13 protein-coding genes are annotated in these 15,445 nt (G+C 63.3%); 5 read left to right on the forward strand and 8 right to left on the reverse strand.

Annotation, left to right across the window (positions count from 1 at the left end; all coding sequences use genetic code 11):
• Positions 1 to 81: 81 nt before the first annotated feature.
• The 7 genes from FVF58_RS54200 to FVF58_RS18465 all read right to left on the reverse strand — a co-directional run bounded on the left by FVF58_RS54200 (position 82) and on the right by FVF58_RS18465 (position 6,388).
• Positions 82 to 1,647 (reverse strand): methyl-accepting chemotaxis protein, encoded by a 1,566-nt coding sequence (locus FVF58_RS54200; protein ID WP_149671306.1) that lies wholly within the window; start codon positions 1,645 to 1,647, stop codon positions 82 to 84.
• Between the two features lie 172 nt (positions 1,648 to 1,819).
• Complete coding sequence (locus tag FVF58_RS18440; RefSeq protein WP_246217109.1) at positions 1,820 to 2,179, reverse strand: BON domain-containing protein; 360 nt, start codon at positions 2,177 to 2,179, stop codon at positions 1,820 to 1,822.
• Positions 2,180 to 2,222: 43 nt separating this feature from the next.
• Complete coding sequence (locus FVF58_RS18445; protein WP_149671307.1) at positions 2,223 to 2,966, reverse strand: SDR family NAD(P)-dependent oxidoreductase; 744 nt, start codon at positions 2,964 to 2,966, stop codon at positions 2,223 to 2,225.
• A gap of 20 nt (positions 2,967 to 2,986) precedes the next feature.
• Positions 2,987 to 3,487: a bacteriohemerythrin gene (locus FVF58_RS18450; RefSeq protein ID WP_246217110.1), complete on the reverse strand. Its 501-nt coding sequence runs from the start codon at positions 3,485 to 3,487 to the stop codon at positions 2,987 to 2,989.
• Between the two features lie 23 nt (positions 3,488 to 3,510).
• On the reverse strand, positions 3,511 to 4,056 hold the full coding sequence (locus tag FVF58_RS18455; protein ID WP_149671308.1) for a cupin domain-containing protein: 546 nt from the start codon (positions 4,054 to 4,056) through the stop codon (positions 3,511 to 3,513).
• A 28-nt stretch (positions 4,057 to 4,084) separates the two neighbouring features.
• The gene (locus tag FVF58_RS18460; protein WP_223191160.1) at positions 4,085 to 5,200 is read right to left on the reverse strand and encodes an alcohol dehydrogenase catalytic domain-containing protein; all 1,116 of its coding nucleotides are present in this window, start codon (positions 5,198 to 5,200) and stop codon (positions 4,085 to 4,087) included.
• A gap of 114 nt (positions 5,201 to 5,314) precedes the next feature.
• On the reverse strand, positions 5,315 to 6,388 hold the full coding sequence (locus FVF58_RS18465; RefSeq protein ID WP_149671309.1) for a porin: 1,074 nt from the start codon (positions 6,386 to 6,388) through the stop codon (positions 5,315 to 5,317).
• Between the two features lie 460 nt (positions 6,389 to 6,848).
• Here FVF58_RS18465 and FVF58_RS18470 point away from each other — a divergent pair, with 460 nt between their 5' ends.
• The 4 genes from FVF58_RS18470 to FVF58_RS18485 are packed head-to-tail and all read left to right on the forward strand — an operon-like array spanning position 6,849 to position 12,036.
• Complete coding sequence (locus FVF58_RS18470) at positions 6,849 to 8,198, forward strand: aromatic ring-hydroxylating dioxygenase subunit alpha (RefSeq protein ID WP_149671310.1); 1,350 nt, start codon at positions 6,849 to 6,851, stop codon at positions 8,196 to 8,198.
• Between the two features lie 25 nt (positions 8,199 to 8,223).
• Positions 8,224 to 9,246, forward strand: a complete 1,023-nt coding sequence (locus FVF58_RS18475) for an FAD-binding oxidoreductase (RefSeq protein WP_149671311.1) — start codon at positions 8,224 to 8,226, stop codon at positions 9,244 to 9,246.
• Positions 9,247 to 9,280: 34 nt separating this feature from the next.
• A complete protein-coding gene (locus tag FVF58_RS18480) occupies positions 9,281 to 10,606 on the forward strand; it encodes a M20 family metallopeptidase (RefSeq protein WP_149671312.1) in 1,326 nt (441 codons plus the stop codon).
• Between the two features lie 32 nt (positions 10,607 to 10,638).
• Positions 10,639 to 12,036, forward strand: coding sequence for an amidase (locus FVF58_RS18485; protein ID WP_149671313.1), 1,398 nt, complete (start codon positions 10,639 to 10,641; stop codon positions 12,034 to 12,036).
• 48 nt (positions 12,037 to 12,084) lie between these two features.
• On the opposite strand, the gene FVF58_RS18490 is transcribed toward FVF58_RS18485, so the two are convergent.
• The gene (locus FVF58_RS18490) at positions 12,085 to 12,657 is read right to left on the reverse strand and encodes a winged helix DNA-binding protein (RefSeq protein WP_149671314.1); all 573 of its coding nucleotides are present in this window, start codon (positions 12,655 to 12,657) and stop codon (positions 12,085 to 12,087) included.
• A gap of 411 nt (positions 12,658 to 13,068) precedes the next feature.
• Between FVF58_RS18490 and FVF58_RS18495 the strand changes: the two genes are divergently transcribed.
• Positions 13,069 to 15,441, forward strand: a complete 2,373-nt coding sequence (locus tag FVF58_RS18495; RefSeq protein ID WP_149671315.1) for a bifunctional salicylyl-CoA 5-hydroxylase/oxidoreductase — start codon at positions 13,069 to 13,071, stop codon at positions 15,439 to 15,441.
• The last annotated feature ends 4 nt before the right edge of the window (positions 15,442 to 15,445 follow it).

A 15,445-nucleotide genomic window follows, 5' to 3' on the forward strand; every position in this document is an offset into this window, starting at 1 on the left:
CTCTCTTCCAACTACGTATGCACGATTCGCGCTATCAGCGCACCGTTACCGGTGCGTTCGCCATACTGGCCTGATGCAGACTCAAACCGAAGACGCCGCCGACGCTTCCAGATTGAAAACCGACACGACACGAGCCAGGTGACCAGCCTCGTCGCGCAGCGCGTTCGCAGCAGCCGCGGCCTCTTCCACCATTGCCGAGTTCTGCTGAACCGCTTCGTCCATCTGCATGACCGCGCGATTGATCTGGTCGATGCCGGCCGACTGCTCCTGGCTCGCCGCCGAAATCTCGCCCATGATGGACGCCACCCGTTGGATGCTCTCGACAACTTCAGTCATCGTCGCGCCCGCCTCGTCGACGAGCCGGCTGCCCGCGCTGACCTTGGACACCGAATTGCCGATCAGCGCCTTGATTTCCTTCGCGGCTTCAGCGGATCGCTGCGCGAGACCGCGCACCTCCGAAGCCACCACCGAAAATCCCCGCCCCTGGTCCCCCGCGCGCGCGGCCTCCACCGCCGCGTTCAACGCCAGGATGTTGGTCTGAAACGCAATGCCGTCGATCACGCCAATGATCTCGACGATCCGTCTCGATGACTCGTCGATCCACGTCATCGTCTCGATCACACGCTCCACCGCTGCGCCACCGCGAACGGCAACCTCCGACGCCGAACGTGCCAGACGATCGGCCTCGCGGGCGTTCTCGGCGTTCATCTTCACCGTCGAGCTCAGTTGCTCCATCGACGACGCGGTCTCTTCGAGCGAGGCCGCCTGCGACTCCGTGCGCGCAGACAACTCGACGTTGCCACCGGCGATCTGGTTCGACGCGGCTTCGATGGTATCGGAGCTGTTGCGTACCTCGCGCACCATCCGGGTCAGGCTTTGGTTCATCTCCTGTAACGCGGCCAGCAACCGCCCGGTTTCATCGCGCGACGTGACGCCGATCGTCTGCGTCAGGTCGCCTCTAGCGACTCGCTGGGCAACGCCGACTGCATCGTCGAGCGGCACCGAAATCGCGCGAATCAGCCAGCAGCCGAACGCGATTGCCGTCAGTACGCCGCCGCCTATGGACACCAGCGACAGCACGCGCACCATCGCGTAGACAGCCTGCGAGCGTTCGTATTCGTGCTGGCCGACTTCCATCTGGATCGCGATCAAACCGTCGAGACCGTCTTGCACCGGCGGATACAGCGACTCCATCGGCCCGTGCACAATCGTCGCAATGCGCGCGACGTCGTGGGCCTGCATAGCCTCCAGCGCGGGCTGCACGGCCTGCTCGAAAAACCGCCGATAGATGCCCACGAATGCTTCCGCGCGAGACTTTTCGTCCGGCGTGAGTTCGCCGGCGCTGTATTCAACCCACGCCTGGTTGCCGTCGGCGAGATCCTTCTTCAGCCCCGCAAGCTTGGCTTCGATCGCGCCGGGGTTCGTGTCGTCGGCCGCTGAGGCCACCGAATAGCGCAGACGATTAAGCGCTCGCACCATCAGGTCCAGACGCCCCATCGATACGAGGCGAATCTCATACACGGCCTTCAACGACGCGTTCACCCGCTTGAGGCTGTTCAAGCCGAGCAGGCCTGTTCCGATCAGGAGCAGGCACAGGAAAACCATCACGATGGTCAGCCGCGACTTGATGGTGAGGCTTTCGAACATGCACTTCCCTCTTCTGTATTTTGACGACGGGCCCTGAATTGCGAGTCGGCACAAGCATCAGAGCCCATCAGGTTCCGTCATGCTCCGCAACGGCGAAGCGGAACCGGTCTGCTTGATTCATCCTCCGGGGCACGAGCATTCGACGCCAAACCACCGCGCCCCGGGCGATGACTCATTGCCCGACTGGCCGCACCGTCAGCTGGTTGTTCACCGACTTCACACCGGGCACGCCTTGCGCCACGTGCTGCGCGAGTTGCAGTTGCGACCCATCCGGCACCCATCCCTGCAACGTGACCACGCCAGCGCGCGCGCGTACCGCGATCCCCGAGGCGGCCAGGCCTTTCGTGTGGGCCAGCGCGCGCCGCACCGTCTTCTGCAACTGCCGGTCCGCAGCCCGCGTCGCGCTCGCGTCTGTTGCGGCGCTCGCGGCCGGCGTCGACGCCACTGCGCCGCCGCCCTGTGCGTGCGCACCGAGCGCTATCAGCGCGACGAGCGCGCCACCCATACACCTTGCTCCACGACTGAATTTCACGTTTCTTTCTCCTATTGCCTCGTGCGCCTGACACGGCCGCTCATCAAATTGTCATGCCGCCATCGACGGACAGCGTCGTGCCCGTCACATATGCCGCCTTCGCCGAGAGCAGCCAGAGCACGGCATCGGCGACCTCCTGAGGCTGACCGATCCGGCTCATCGGAATCATGTCATCGAGCAGGTGAACGTCGCCGTTGGTCGATCGCATGTAGTTCGGCGTTTCGGTCGCCCCCGGGCACACCGCGTTGACACGGATATTGCGGTCTGCATACTCCTTCGCGACGGCGCGAGTCAGGCCAACCACTGCGTGCTTGCTTGCGACGTAGTGAGCGATCCCGTTCATGCCACGCAGGCCGAAGATCGACGCGTTGTTGACGATCGAGCCGCCACCGGTGCGCAGCATCGCTTCAACCTGATACTTGACGCCGTAATAGACGCCCTTGAAGTTCAGATCAATCACCCATTCCGACTCTTCGAACGAGGTCTGGTCGATAGGCTTGAAGTCGGCGTGACCGCCCGCGTTGTTAAACGCGAAGTCGAGTCTGCCGAAACGCGACTCGACAAAAGCCACGAGCGCCTCGTTGTCTTCGCGACGCGACACGTCTGCGCAGCGAATCTCCGCCTTCCCGCCTGCACACACGATTTCATCGCGCACCGCCGCGAGCTTCTCCTCGCCGCGGCCGGCCAGCACGACGAGCGCTCCCTCGCGCGCGAGCGCAAGGGCAGCCGCGCGCCCCATGCCGGAGCCGCCTCCTGTCACAAGCCCCACCTTGTCTTTCATTGTCATGTTCAGCTCCGTATCGCGGTTCATGCCACCGCTGTGGCCTGCAGATCGCGCCGCAACACCACGGGCGCGCCACCATGCATCTTCTTGTTGATCCACGCCGACAACGCCGAGTCCATGTAGTCGGCGTGGCCCGGAAACCAGTCGGCCAACGCCTGGGCAAGTCGCTTCACGTCATGCAGGCCGACTTCGCCCACCGCCGCGAGCGCATTCACCTTCTGCACGGCGTCCATTACGCGTTGATGCTCGTCGAGATGGCAGTCCGCAGCCGGAAATTCGGTCTTCTCCATCCATTCCTGCTCGATCGCGAAGTGGGACAGCAGATGTGCCTCCACGTCCCGAAGACAACCGAGCGCGGAATGCTGCGTACAGTCGGCGAGCGCTGTCACCACTTCGACAAATTCTTCATGTGCCACGTCGATCGGCGCATGGCCGAGCAGCATCGCATCGCTCCATTCCAGCGTTTCTGCGCGCAGTAACCTGGGCGGTCCGTCCTGCGGACGATCCGGTTGTGAACTCATCATTTGCTCTCCCGCTTTGTTCTCGCTTACTGACCGTTTTGCTTCGCGGCGCCGATCAACACCGCGACCATCACCGCCGGCACCGTGCCGCGATTGCGCCACGCATGCCGGGTCCCGTTCTGAATCACGATATCGCCCGCCTTCAAGTGGCGAATCTCTCCATCGTCGAGCTCGAGCCACAGTTCGCCTGACACGATGATGTCGTAGTCAACCGTCGCGGTGCGGTGCATGCCCGAACCATCCGGCTCGAAGGCCTGCGCGAGACCCGGCAGATGGGCCTCGTACTCCTGCCCGGCGGCAACCGGGTCGAAGTCGGCGGAATCGAGCGAACTATCGGGCGGGAACTGCACGACCAGAAGGCGCGTGCCGTGAGGATCGGGCACGACTGATTGGATGCTGACCACCGGATCGCCGCCTTCATGCGGCAGCGGCGCGACGCCCTGCAGCGTCGCCCATGCCAGTGTGGTCCGAAACCCGGGCACGGCCGCATAGTCGTGCGTGGTGGCCACAGGGCCATCGGAGACGAAAACTGACTTCCCATTTTGCTCGCCGGTCACGACGCGTCTTACCATGATGTTCTCCTGATTGGTTCGTAGTGCTTTACTGAACGACGACAACGTTGACGAAGCCGCCTGAGCGCTTTTCTGCTTCCGCAAGCGCCTCGTTGGCCTGATCGAGCGCATAGCGGTGATGTTCGAACACGCCAAGGTCGAGCGTGCCGGCCGCGGCCATCGCGGCCAGGTCCTGGCCCTCGGCTACCGAGAACCACAGCGAGCCGACGATGCTCACTTGTGCGCACATCATCTCGTGCAGGTTCATCGGCAGCGGATCGGTCATCGCACCGATCTCGACAAGCCGGCCACCGCGCCTGAGCGCGGCGATACTGTCGAGCGTCACCTGATGCGACGCGCCCGGCGCGATCGCGTCGACGACCGCATCGACGCCCACGCCGCCGGTTTGCTCGCGCGCCCAGTCGGCAAGCGATCCCTTGCCGTACGAAAACGTGCTGATCCGTTGCGGATCGAGCGCGCGCACGCGCTCGAGCAATGCTTCGTTGCGGGCCACGCACAGGATGCGTGTCGCTCCCATCGCCCGCGCGATTTGCACCGCACCGAGGCCCAGCGTGCCGCTCGCGCCGACGATCAGCACGGTCCGGCCGGCCCCGACACCCGCCTTGCGCAGACCCGAATACGCGGTACCGAGGTAGCCGAAGCGCGCCGCCTGCTCGAAGCTCACCTGCTCCGGAAGTTTGACGAGGCCGTCGGCGGGTGCCGTCGCGAACTCGCTGAAGCCGCCGTACGGGTATTGCCGGTACATCTGCTTCGATTGCGGGCCGAAGCCGAAGTAGCCCTGAAATGTGAACGCCGCGCAGTTGATCGGCTCGCCGATCCGGCACGCGTGACACGAGCCGCACGAACGGCCCGGGTTGATGTAAACGCGATCGCCCGGTGCAATGCCGGTCACCGCGCTGCCCACTTCCGCGACCACGCCGGCCGTATCGAGCCCGTATATCGCAGGCAGATCCGGCACCGTGAGGTAAGCGCGCTCGCCGTAATTGCTCATCACGTTGCGCAGATTCGGTACGACGCCGGACGCCTTGACGTCGACCAGCACGTCAGTCGGCCGCAACAGTTCGGCACGTGGGATCGTGTCCATGACGAAGCGGCCGCCCGGTTCGTGAACGCGCATCGCGTGCATGGTGGAGTTCGTGTTCATCGTTGTGTCTCCTGTATGGATTGCGTTAGTTGTGACCAGGTGCACCAGTCGCGAAGCGAGGTGCCGGCGTCACGCTCAGTCGAGGCGCCGCACCTTCGCGGGTTTGTCGTGTCGTCAGAACACGTGCAGAAGACCGACGTCCACCGCCGTCTGCCGACCGCCCGAGGCCGGCCCGGGCACCAGCGAAATCCAGGCGGGACCGCCTGAGGCCTGCTGCAACGCGAGTGCCGAGTAGATGCTCGTGCGTTTGGAAAGCGAATACATCAGCGACAGCGTTTCCTGATTGGCCTTCTGATTCTTCAGGACATCATTGCCCTTCATGTATTGGTAAGCGAGATTCGCATGCAGGAACGGCGAGACCGTCCAGGTCACGTCGGCTTCGTACACGCCGACACGTGCACCGTTCTGTGTGTTTTGCGTGCTCGTGTACAGTGCGGCCAACTCGGTCGGACCCACCACCCACGAAGCGGCAAGCCCCATGTTGCGGATTCCGGCATTCCCGTTGTTCAGCTCGGGATATTTGACGTAGGTGTACGCGCCGTTCAGCGCGACGGTGCCGATGTGATAGTTGAGCCCGAAACTCTGCCCGCTGTTCTGGCCGAACGAACCGGCCTGCCCGCCGAAGCTGTATTGCGCGCCGGCCGACAAGCCGCCAATCGTGGGGCTCATGTACTTGACGGAGTTCGCGATCGGCGCGCCCAGCGTGCGGTCGAAGTCGAACGAGTTGTTGCCCGGCGGCCCCGGTATGTTCAGCCCGGAAAACGAGCCTTGTCGCAGGCTCAGCGAATTGACGAAGGGAAACGCGGGTCCCCAATGATCGACGATGAGCGAATAGAACATGAAGTCGATCTGGTTGCCGGCCGTCAGCGTGCCCCACTTGTCGTCACGAAGACCCACGTAAGTCTCGTGGCCGAAAAGCCCGTTGACGGATGCGCCGGTGTTCAGGTTGAACATGGCCTCCAGCTTGAAGATCGCCTTCAGGCCATTGCCCAGATCTTCCGATCCGCGTAGGCCGAACAGGTTGGGGGCCGCCGTATCCGGGTCGGCCAGCCAATTGCTGTGACCGCCCACATTCGATACGTACATCACACCGGTGTCGATAATCCCGTAGATTTCCACGCTGCTTTGCGCATGAGCGTTTGCGGCCATCGCCAAGCTGATCAGTAGTACAGACTTCCTTATATTCACCGCCTTCTCCTCTCTTCATTGTCGATAGTCTTCCGTACGGCTCGCTCACCGGAGAGCTACTTCACGCCCGTTTCTTTTGCGCCACTTCGTCGCGCTCTCGCCCGCTGCCTGCCTTCAACTCACGCTCGCCCCGTGGCCTCGAAGTTCGCTCCGTCGCCAGGGACAACCCTGATGCGACCTCTCTCCGATGCACGCTCCCGAGCCTCTGCGCCGCCCGTCCGGGGCCGTCGCGAGGCCTTTGGCCAGCTTTCGCATGCTCTACATCTTGTCGATGTTCAATCGAATAATGACCGAAGATTGATTGAAAATAAATTGACTGTCAATTTGTGTTTGCGTAATCTTCGCTCACAGCATCGGGCACGACGCAATGGCGCCACACCTCGAACCGCCGAGGCTGTACAGAATCAGCGTTCGTGACCCTTCACGAGACGCGACCCAGTCCACACATCAGGAGCACTCAATGAGCGACACGCCCATCGTCCGCCGGCGCAGCACCGGCGAGAGACTGAACGAGATCAGCGATGCCCGCGTCAACGACGCGAAGGTTCAGAGCCAATATCAGCCCTACAAAGACGCAGCGTGGGGGTTCGTCAATCACTGGTATCCAGCACTGTTCAGCCATGAACTGCCGGAAGATGCTGTCGAAGGCATTCAGATTTGCGGTGTGCAGATCGTGCTGCGCCGCGTGAACGGCAAGATCCACGCGCTGAAGGACCAGTGCATTCACCGTGGCGTGCGACTGTCGGCCAAGCCGATGTGCCTGACCAAGGACACCATCAGCTGCTGGTATCACGGCTTTACGTTCGACCTCGAAAGCGGCAAGCTCGCGACCATCGCCGGCAATCCGGACGACAAGCTGATCGGCACCACGGGACTCACGACCTATCCGGTCGAGGAAGTGGCAGGCATGATCTTCGTCTTCGTGCGCGAGGACGACTATCCGGATCAAGACGTGCCGCCGCTCGCGCACGATCTGCCCATCCGCTTCCCGGAGAATGACGAGCGCTTCCCGCACCCGCTGTGGCCGTCTGCGCCGAGCCTGCTCGACAAGGACATCGTCGCCTATGGCATGCACCGCACGGGTTACGCGAACTGGCGCATCGCCTGCGAAAACGGCTTCGATAACGCGCACATCCTCGTTCACAAGGACAACGCGATCATCCAGGCCAAAGATTGGGTCCTGCCGCTCGGCATCGTGCCGACCTCGGACGACTGCATCGCGCCGGTCGAAGACGAGAACGGCCCCAAAGGCCTCGTGCAATGGCTCTTTACCGAAAAATGGAATCCCATTCTCGAGAACGCGAAGGTCGATCTCAAGATCGAAAGCGTGAACGCCCGTCCGTACCGCACCTCGGTTTTCCTGCCCGGCGTGCTCATGGTTGAGAACTGGCCGGAGGAGCACGTTGTTCAGTTCGAGTGGTATGTGCCGATCACCGACGACACCTACGAGTACTGGGAAATCCTCGCGCGCGTGTGCCCGACCGAGAAAGAGCGCAAGGACTTCAAGTATCGCTACGACTATCTGTTCAAACCGCTGTGCCTGCACGGTTTCAACAACTGCGATCTGTACGCGCGCGAAGCGATGCAGGACTTCTACGCGGACGGCACCGGTTGGGACAACGAGCAGCTGGTTGCGACCGACGTTTCGCCGATCACGTGGCGCAAGATCGCGTCGCGCTGGAATCGCGGCATCGCCAAACCGGGCCGTGGGGTCGACGGCACCATCAAGGCATCGAGCATTCGCATGAAGAGGACGGCTGACGGCAAACGTCCCTCCTATTTCGTCGAAAAGATCGAAGAAGACCAGTAATCACCGCAGCACAGAAGGTATCCGTATGTCTTCAGTTAGAAACGTCACATTGAGCTTCCGCGACGGGAAGGCGACATCGGTTGCCGTGCAGCAGGGCGAGAGCGTGCTCGACGCCGCTCTCGCGGCAGGCATCCCGGTCATCCACCAGTGTCGATCGGGGTCCTGTTCGAGTTGCATGGCGAAGCTTGTCGAAGGCCGCGCCGGCATGCGTGCGGGCGCCAGTTCGACGCTGTTGCGCAGCGAATACGACGCCGGCGACCGACTGCTGTGCCTGACCGAACCCGAAACCGACTGCGCGTTCACGTTGAACTACGAGAGCAACGCCGGTGTCACGCAGGCGGCAAAGGCGCATGCGTTCGTCGACAGCATCGACAAGGTGGCAACCAACGTCGTGCGCCTGAGGCTCGAACTGGCTGAAGGCGCCTGGCTCGACTTCAAGCCGGGCCAGTTCATTCAGGTGCGCGTGCCGGGCACGAACGTCACGCGCAGCTACTCGCCGGCCAGCACAGCGGCCGATCTACCGAAGATCGAACTGCTCATTCGCGTGCTGGAAGACGGCGTCATGTCGAAGTGGCTCGAACACGAGGCGAAAGCCGACGATGTCCTCGAAATCGAAGGTCCGTTCGGCAGCTTCTTCCTGCGTGAGAAAGTACCCGCGCCGCACATCATGGTCGCGGGAGGCACGGGCCTCGCACCCATCCTGTCGATGATCGATACCCTGCGCCGGCAGCCCGGGCGCAAGCCTCCGATCCTGCTGAGCTTCGGCTGCGCGACGCCCGAGCAACTCTTCTCACTCGACGACATCGAGTTGCGCCGTCAATGGCTGCCGAATCTCACGACACGGATCTCGGTGGACCATCACGCGAGCGGCGAACTGCTCTCCGGCAATCCCGTCGACGCGATTTGCGAAGCCGACGTGGCCCATGAGAACGCCGTGGCCTACCTGTGCGGCCCCCCGCGCATGATCGAGGCCGCGACGACGAAGCTCTTGAATCTCGGCCTGCGCCCGGAAAACATCTACGCCGAACAGTTCGCAGCGTCGAACTGACCACGCATTGCAACGGAATCTGGAGGTATCAATCGTGGTTCGCACCACCCCATCGCCGTTTTCTCCCGAGCAACAGGCCTGGTACGAGAAGGCCTGTGCAAAACTCGACGCGCGGCGGCTTCAAAAGCTGCTGTTCGATCTCACGGACATCCACAGTCCGACCGGAGCGGCACGCGAAGCGAGCCAGTTCATGGCGCGCCATCTTTCGAGCGTTGGCCTGAACGCCAGCTACCGGCCCATGAACGAGCAGACCGGCAACGTCGTCGCCGAGAAACGCGGCAGCGGCGGCGGCGCGGCGCTTATGCTGTACGCGCCGATCGACACCCACCTCGAAGGCGATGCCAGTGACGAGCCGTGGGTTGGACCACCCGACTACGCCGACCTGAAGCCGCAAGCCCTCATGGAGGGAGACTGGGTCTACGGCCTCGGCGCGTCGAACCCGAAAGGCATGATCGCCACGCTGACGGAAGTAGCGACCGCGCTGATCGAGGCCGATGTGCCGCTCACCGGCGACCTGATCGTCGCAATGGCGGACGGCGGCATGCCGGTCGATCTCGCCGAGCGTGACCACGCCGGTATGTCCGCGGGCGTTACGCACATGCTGAGCCGCGGCGTCGCGCCCGATTTCGCGATCGTGATGAAGCCCTGGAACTGGGTCTATCACGAGGAGCCCGGCATGGGCTGGTTCAAGCTGAAGGTCAAGGGCACGCTCGGCTACGCGGGTGTGCCGCGCGAAACACCGGGCTTTCGCAGTTCGGTCGTGCCGGCCGCTCATGTGATCCTCGAACTCGAACAATGGCTGATCGAGTATGCCGAACGCAACACATCGGGCGCGGTCAAGCCGCATGGCTGGATCTCGGGCGTGCGTGCGGGATGGCCCGAGCGTCCGGCGTTTCCCTCCGCCGTCACCGAAATTTTCTTCGATGTCCGGATCAATCCGCGCACGACACCGGGCGACGTGAAGGCCCAGTTCGCCGAGTTCGTCGCGGCGCTGCGTGAACGTCACCCCGATTTCGATCTCGACTGGGAAATGTACGGCTCCGTCCCCGGCGGCACGACCTCGCCGTTGAACTGGATCGTGCAGTCCGCCCGGCGCGGCTGGGAACATATCGAACAGCGACCGCATCCGACACCCGACCTGCTCGGCGGCCAGACCGACGGTGCCGCGTTGCGCCGCTTCGGCATTCCGACCGCGCGTATCGGCTGGCCGTGGCCCGCCGAGGGTTCGCCGGTGCCGGTGGCCGAGGGCCTCGGCGGCATGGGCGCGACCTATATCCCCGACCTCATGCCTTGTGCCCACAAGATCATGTACGCCGTAATCGACACGCTCACCCGGCAACGGGCCGAGCTTGGACTTTGAACCGCGCCATTGAGCGCGAAGGCAGATTGACCATGTCTCATTCAGACCTGCACTACCTCGAAGCGCATGAGGTCGCGCGCCTGATCGCCGCTCGCGAGATATCGCCGGTGGAACTCACGGCCGCCATGCTCGAACGCATCGAGCGGCTCGACAGCACACTGTATAGCTACGCGCTCGTGATGCGCGAAGAAGCACTCGCATCGGCACGCGCAGCCGAGCGCAAGGTGTTGGCAGGTGAGCCTCTCGGGCCGCTGCACGGCGTGCCCGTTGCGGTGAAGGACCTGTACTGGAGCGCGGGCTCGCCGACTGCCGCCGGCACGACGATCCATCGCAACTTCGTGCCATCCGAAGACGCTACCGCCGTCAAACGGCTGCGCGACGCGGGCGCCATCCTGCTCGGCAAGCTCCAGTTAACGGAAGGCGCATTCGCTACCCACCATCCGGACATTGCCGAACCGGTCAATCCGTGGCACCCGGGCCATTGGGCCGGCGCCTCGTCTAGCGGCTCCGGCGTCGCGACGGCAGCGGGCCTGTGCTTTGCGTCGCTCGGCACGGATACGGGCGGCTCGATCCGTTTTCCGGCGGCGGCCAACGGTCTCACGGGCATCAAGCCCACGTGGGGACGGGTGAGCCGGCACGGCGTGTTCGCACTCGGCGCCAGTCTCGATCATGCAGGGCCCATGGCCCGCAGCGCCGCCGACGCGACGCTAATGCTCGGGGCGATTGCCGGCCACGATCCGCTGGATCCGACCTCGATGCCCGAGCCGAAGCTCGCCCTGCCCGATCACGCCCACGATCTGCGCGGACTGCGAATCGGCATCGACCCAGAGTGGAACAGCAACGGCACCGATGAAGTCATCGTCCGCGCGCTCGCGCAGGTCGTCGAAGTGGTCAGGTCGCTGGGCGGCCAGGTCGAGACGGTGCGCTTTCCCGAGGTGCGCACGGTCGTCGACGAATGGGAGATCAACTGCGGCGTCGAAGTGGCGGTGGCCCATGCCGATACCTATCCGCGACTCGCTGCGGACTATGGCCCTGCACTCACCCGCCTGATCGAGATCGGTCGTGGAACGAGCGGGATGCAGTATCAGCAGGTTCTGTTGAACCGCGCCGCGTTGCGCGGAAAAATCAATCGGCTGATGAGCGGGATCGATCTTCTGATCGTGCCGGTTCAGCCGTTCGCCGCGCCGACACACGAGCAGCTCGGCGCGCTCGCCCAGGACCCGGACCTCAACGCCCGTCTGATCCAGTTCACGGCGCCTTTCAACTCCAGTGGACATCCCGCGATCACGCTGCCATGCGGGCTCACGCAGAGCGGCATGCCGATCGGCTTCCAGTTCGTCGCCGCGCACGGCGCCGAGCCGCTGCTGTGCCGCGCAGGCATGGCGTTCCAGAACGCCACCGACTGGCACCATCGGCATCCGGTGCTGTAACGCTCGCGCGAGCCGGGACGCCGCGGGTTGCTCGCGGCTTCTCGATGGTCAGCCCGTCTTGCGCGAACTCTTCGGCTTCGGCGGCGGCTCGTCGGTTTGCGGCGTGATCGTCGCCGAATCGCGCGCCGCCTCTTCATAAATGCCGGTCAAGAGCGACATGAAGCGCGCGCACCGCTCGAACTTTTCATCGACGTCGCTGATCTCCTCGAAGCGCTTAACAAGGATTTCCTGCCGAACCTTGTTGTACTCGTCCGTCAATTTCACGCCGAGTTCGCTCGCGGTATACGAGTAGGTCTTGCTGTTCTTGTCCTTGAGCTTTTCAATCAGCCCGGCGGACTCCAGCTTGCGCAGGCTGTATTGAATGTTCGGGATGTCGTCCCGGTTCATCAGCCGGGCAATCGTCGCGCTGTTTTTCGGGCGATCCTGCATACGGATCACGTGCAGGATCACGTGCTCCTGATACTTGATATCGACGTCGGCGGCAATCGTGATCATGCCGGTCGTCAGAACGAAACGCGAAAACGACTCGTAAAAACGGATCAGCGCCCATTCGAATTCGGTAGCCTTGTATTCCATGTCCGATTTTGCGAGGTGCCAGCCGCGGTAGAACTTCGGTTCCATGCTTCCGTCAACCTTTCATAGTTTAAACAGCCAATACCGCCGGGCGCGGCGCGCTGAGCGTGTGAATGCGCCTGAACGCTCCGAGTGCGGCCGCGGTGTCGGATCGCAGTCGATGCTCCGACTGGTCGGTAAATCACGCGAACGATCAGCTTGTCGAGCTTTTATCAACGACCAATTGGTTTTGAAGCGATAGTGTACCAACCCTCGGGCGGTATGCCGCTCCTAAGGTGCAAAGCGGCGGAGTGGAAAGCCCTGGGGCGCAGCGAGAGTCGGCGCGATCCCGGCCTGATCGTCGCTACCCTTACCATCAATGAACGGCACGCACCCCCTGGACAAGCCGCGAGTTTTACTTGACACCTAAACTATCTAAGCCTAAATTAACACTCAGGCAGAATCACTTGGGGAGCGAGCATGCGCATTGTCTGTATCGGCGGCGGTCCGGCCGGCTTGTACTTCGGCTTGTTGATGAAAAGCCGCAATCCGGGTTACGAAGTCACGGTCGTCGAGCGCAACCGTCCCTATGACACATTCGGCTGGGGCGTTGTGTTTTCCGACCAGACGCTCGGCAACCTGCGCGCGGCCGACGCCCCCAGCGCCGACGCAATCCTCGACGCGTTCAACCACTGGGACGACATCGAGATCAATTTCCGCGGCCGGCAGATCCGCTCGTCGGGTCACGGCTTTTGCGGCATCGGCCGTAAGCGCCTGCTGAATATTCTGCAGGCGCGCTGCGAAGAACTCGGCGTCAAGCTGGTGTTCGAAACCCAGGTAACGGACGACAGCGTCTACGAAGCCGACCTCGTCATCGCGTGCGACGGCCTGAACAGCGCGATCCGGCAAAAGTACGCGGCCACCTATCGGCCGGACATCGACACGCGCGACTGCCGCTTCGTGTGGCTCGGCACCAAGAAGCTTTTCGACGCCTTCACGTTCGCGTTCGAAGAAACCGAATTTGGCTGGTTCCAGGCGCATGCCTATCGTTTCGACGATCAGACTTCCACCTTCATCGTCGAGACGCCTGAGCGCGTGTGGCGCGCCGCCGGTCTCGACGAAATGAGCAAGGAAGACAGCATCGCGTTCTGCGAGAAGCTGTTCGCGAAGTACCTGGACGGCAACGCGCTGATGTCGAACGCTGCGCATTTGCGCGGCTCGTCGCAATGGATTCGTTTCCCGCGCGTGGTCAACGGCGAGTGGGTCCATTGGCGCCGCAACGCCGACGGCTCGCAAACGCCGGTCGTGCTGATGGGCGACGCCGCGCATACCGCGCACTTCTCGATCGGCTCGGGCACCAAGCTCGCGCTCGAGGACTCGATCGAACTCGCCAACAGCATCGGCGCCCATCCCGGCGATTTGCCCGCCGCGCTGAAGCATTACACCGAGGTGCGCAGCATCGACGTGCTGCGCATCCAGAACGCCGCGCGCAATTCGACCGAGTGGTTCGAGCACGTCGACCGCTACACGTCGTTCGAGCCGGAACAGTTCGCGTATTCGCTGCTCACGCGCTCGCAGCGTATTTCGCATGAAAATCTGCGCGAGCGCGACGCGCGCTACCTGTCGGGATTCGAAGACTGGCTGGCCCGGCGCTCCGGCGTGGAGCGCGCGCCGGACAAGCACTCCGTGCCGCCGATGTTTACACCGTTCACGTTGCGCGGCGTGACGTTGAAAAACCGCGTGGTGGTGTCGCCGATGGCGCAATACTCGGCGGTCGACGGCGTGGCCGGCGACTATCACCTGATGCACCTGGGCGCACGCGCGATGGGCGGCGCCGGCCTAGTGATGACGGAAATGACCTGCGTGTCGCCCGAAGCGCGCATCACACCCGCGTGCCCCGGCATGTACGCGCCCGAGCATCTCACCGCGTGGAAGCGGATCGTCGATCTGGTGCATCGTCAGTCGGACGCGAAGATCGGCATCCAGCTCGGCCATTCCGGTGCCAAGGGTTCGACGCGCGTCTCGTGGGAAGGCATCGACCTGCCGCTCGCCGAAGGCAACTGGCCGCTCGTGTCGGCCTCACCGCAGCAGTATCTGCGTGGCGTCAGTCAGCACTCGCGCGAAGCCACCCACGACGAGTTGCGCAAAATCGAAGCGCAATTCGTCAACGCCGCGCGCATGTCGGTCGAAGCCAGTTTCGATTGGCTCGAATTGCACTGTGCGCACGGCTACTTCCTGTCGAGCTTCCTGTCGCCGCTCACCAACCATCGCACCGACGAATACGGCGGCTCGCTCGAAAACCGTTTGCGCTATCCGCTGCAGGTGTTCAAAGCGATCCGCGCCGTGTGGCCGCAAGAGAAACCGATTTCAGTACGCATCTCCGCGAACGATTGGGTCGAAGGCGGCACCACGCCGGACGACGCCGTGCAGATCGCGCGCGCCTTCAAGGCGGCCGGCGCCGACATGATCGACGTGTCGTCGGGTCAGGTCAGCAAGGAAGAAAAGCCGGTGTTCGGCCGCATGTTCCAGACGCCGTTTGCGGACCGCGTGCGCAACGAAGCCGGCATCGCGACGATCGCGGTCGGCGCGATTTCGGAAGCGGATCACGTGAACAGCATCATCGCGGCCGGGCGCGCCGACCTGTGCGCGATTGCGCGTCCGCATCTGGCCAATCCGGCCTGGACGCTGAACGAAGCGGCGAAGATCGGCTATTTCGATGTCGCGTGGCCGAAGCCTTACACCGCCGCGAAATCGCAACTCGAACGCAATCTGGAACGCGAGCGCGCGCAGGCCGCCGCGAATGCAGGCCTGTCCGCGCAAGAACGCGCGCAACGCGCCGAGGGAACGTCGTGAGCCA

Source organism: Paraburkholderia panacisoli, assembly GCF_008369935.1.
Taxonomy (GTDB): domain Bacteria; phylum Pseudomonadota; class Gammaproteobacteria; order Burkholderiales; family Burkholderiaceae; genus Paraburkholderia; species Paraburkholderia panacisoli.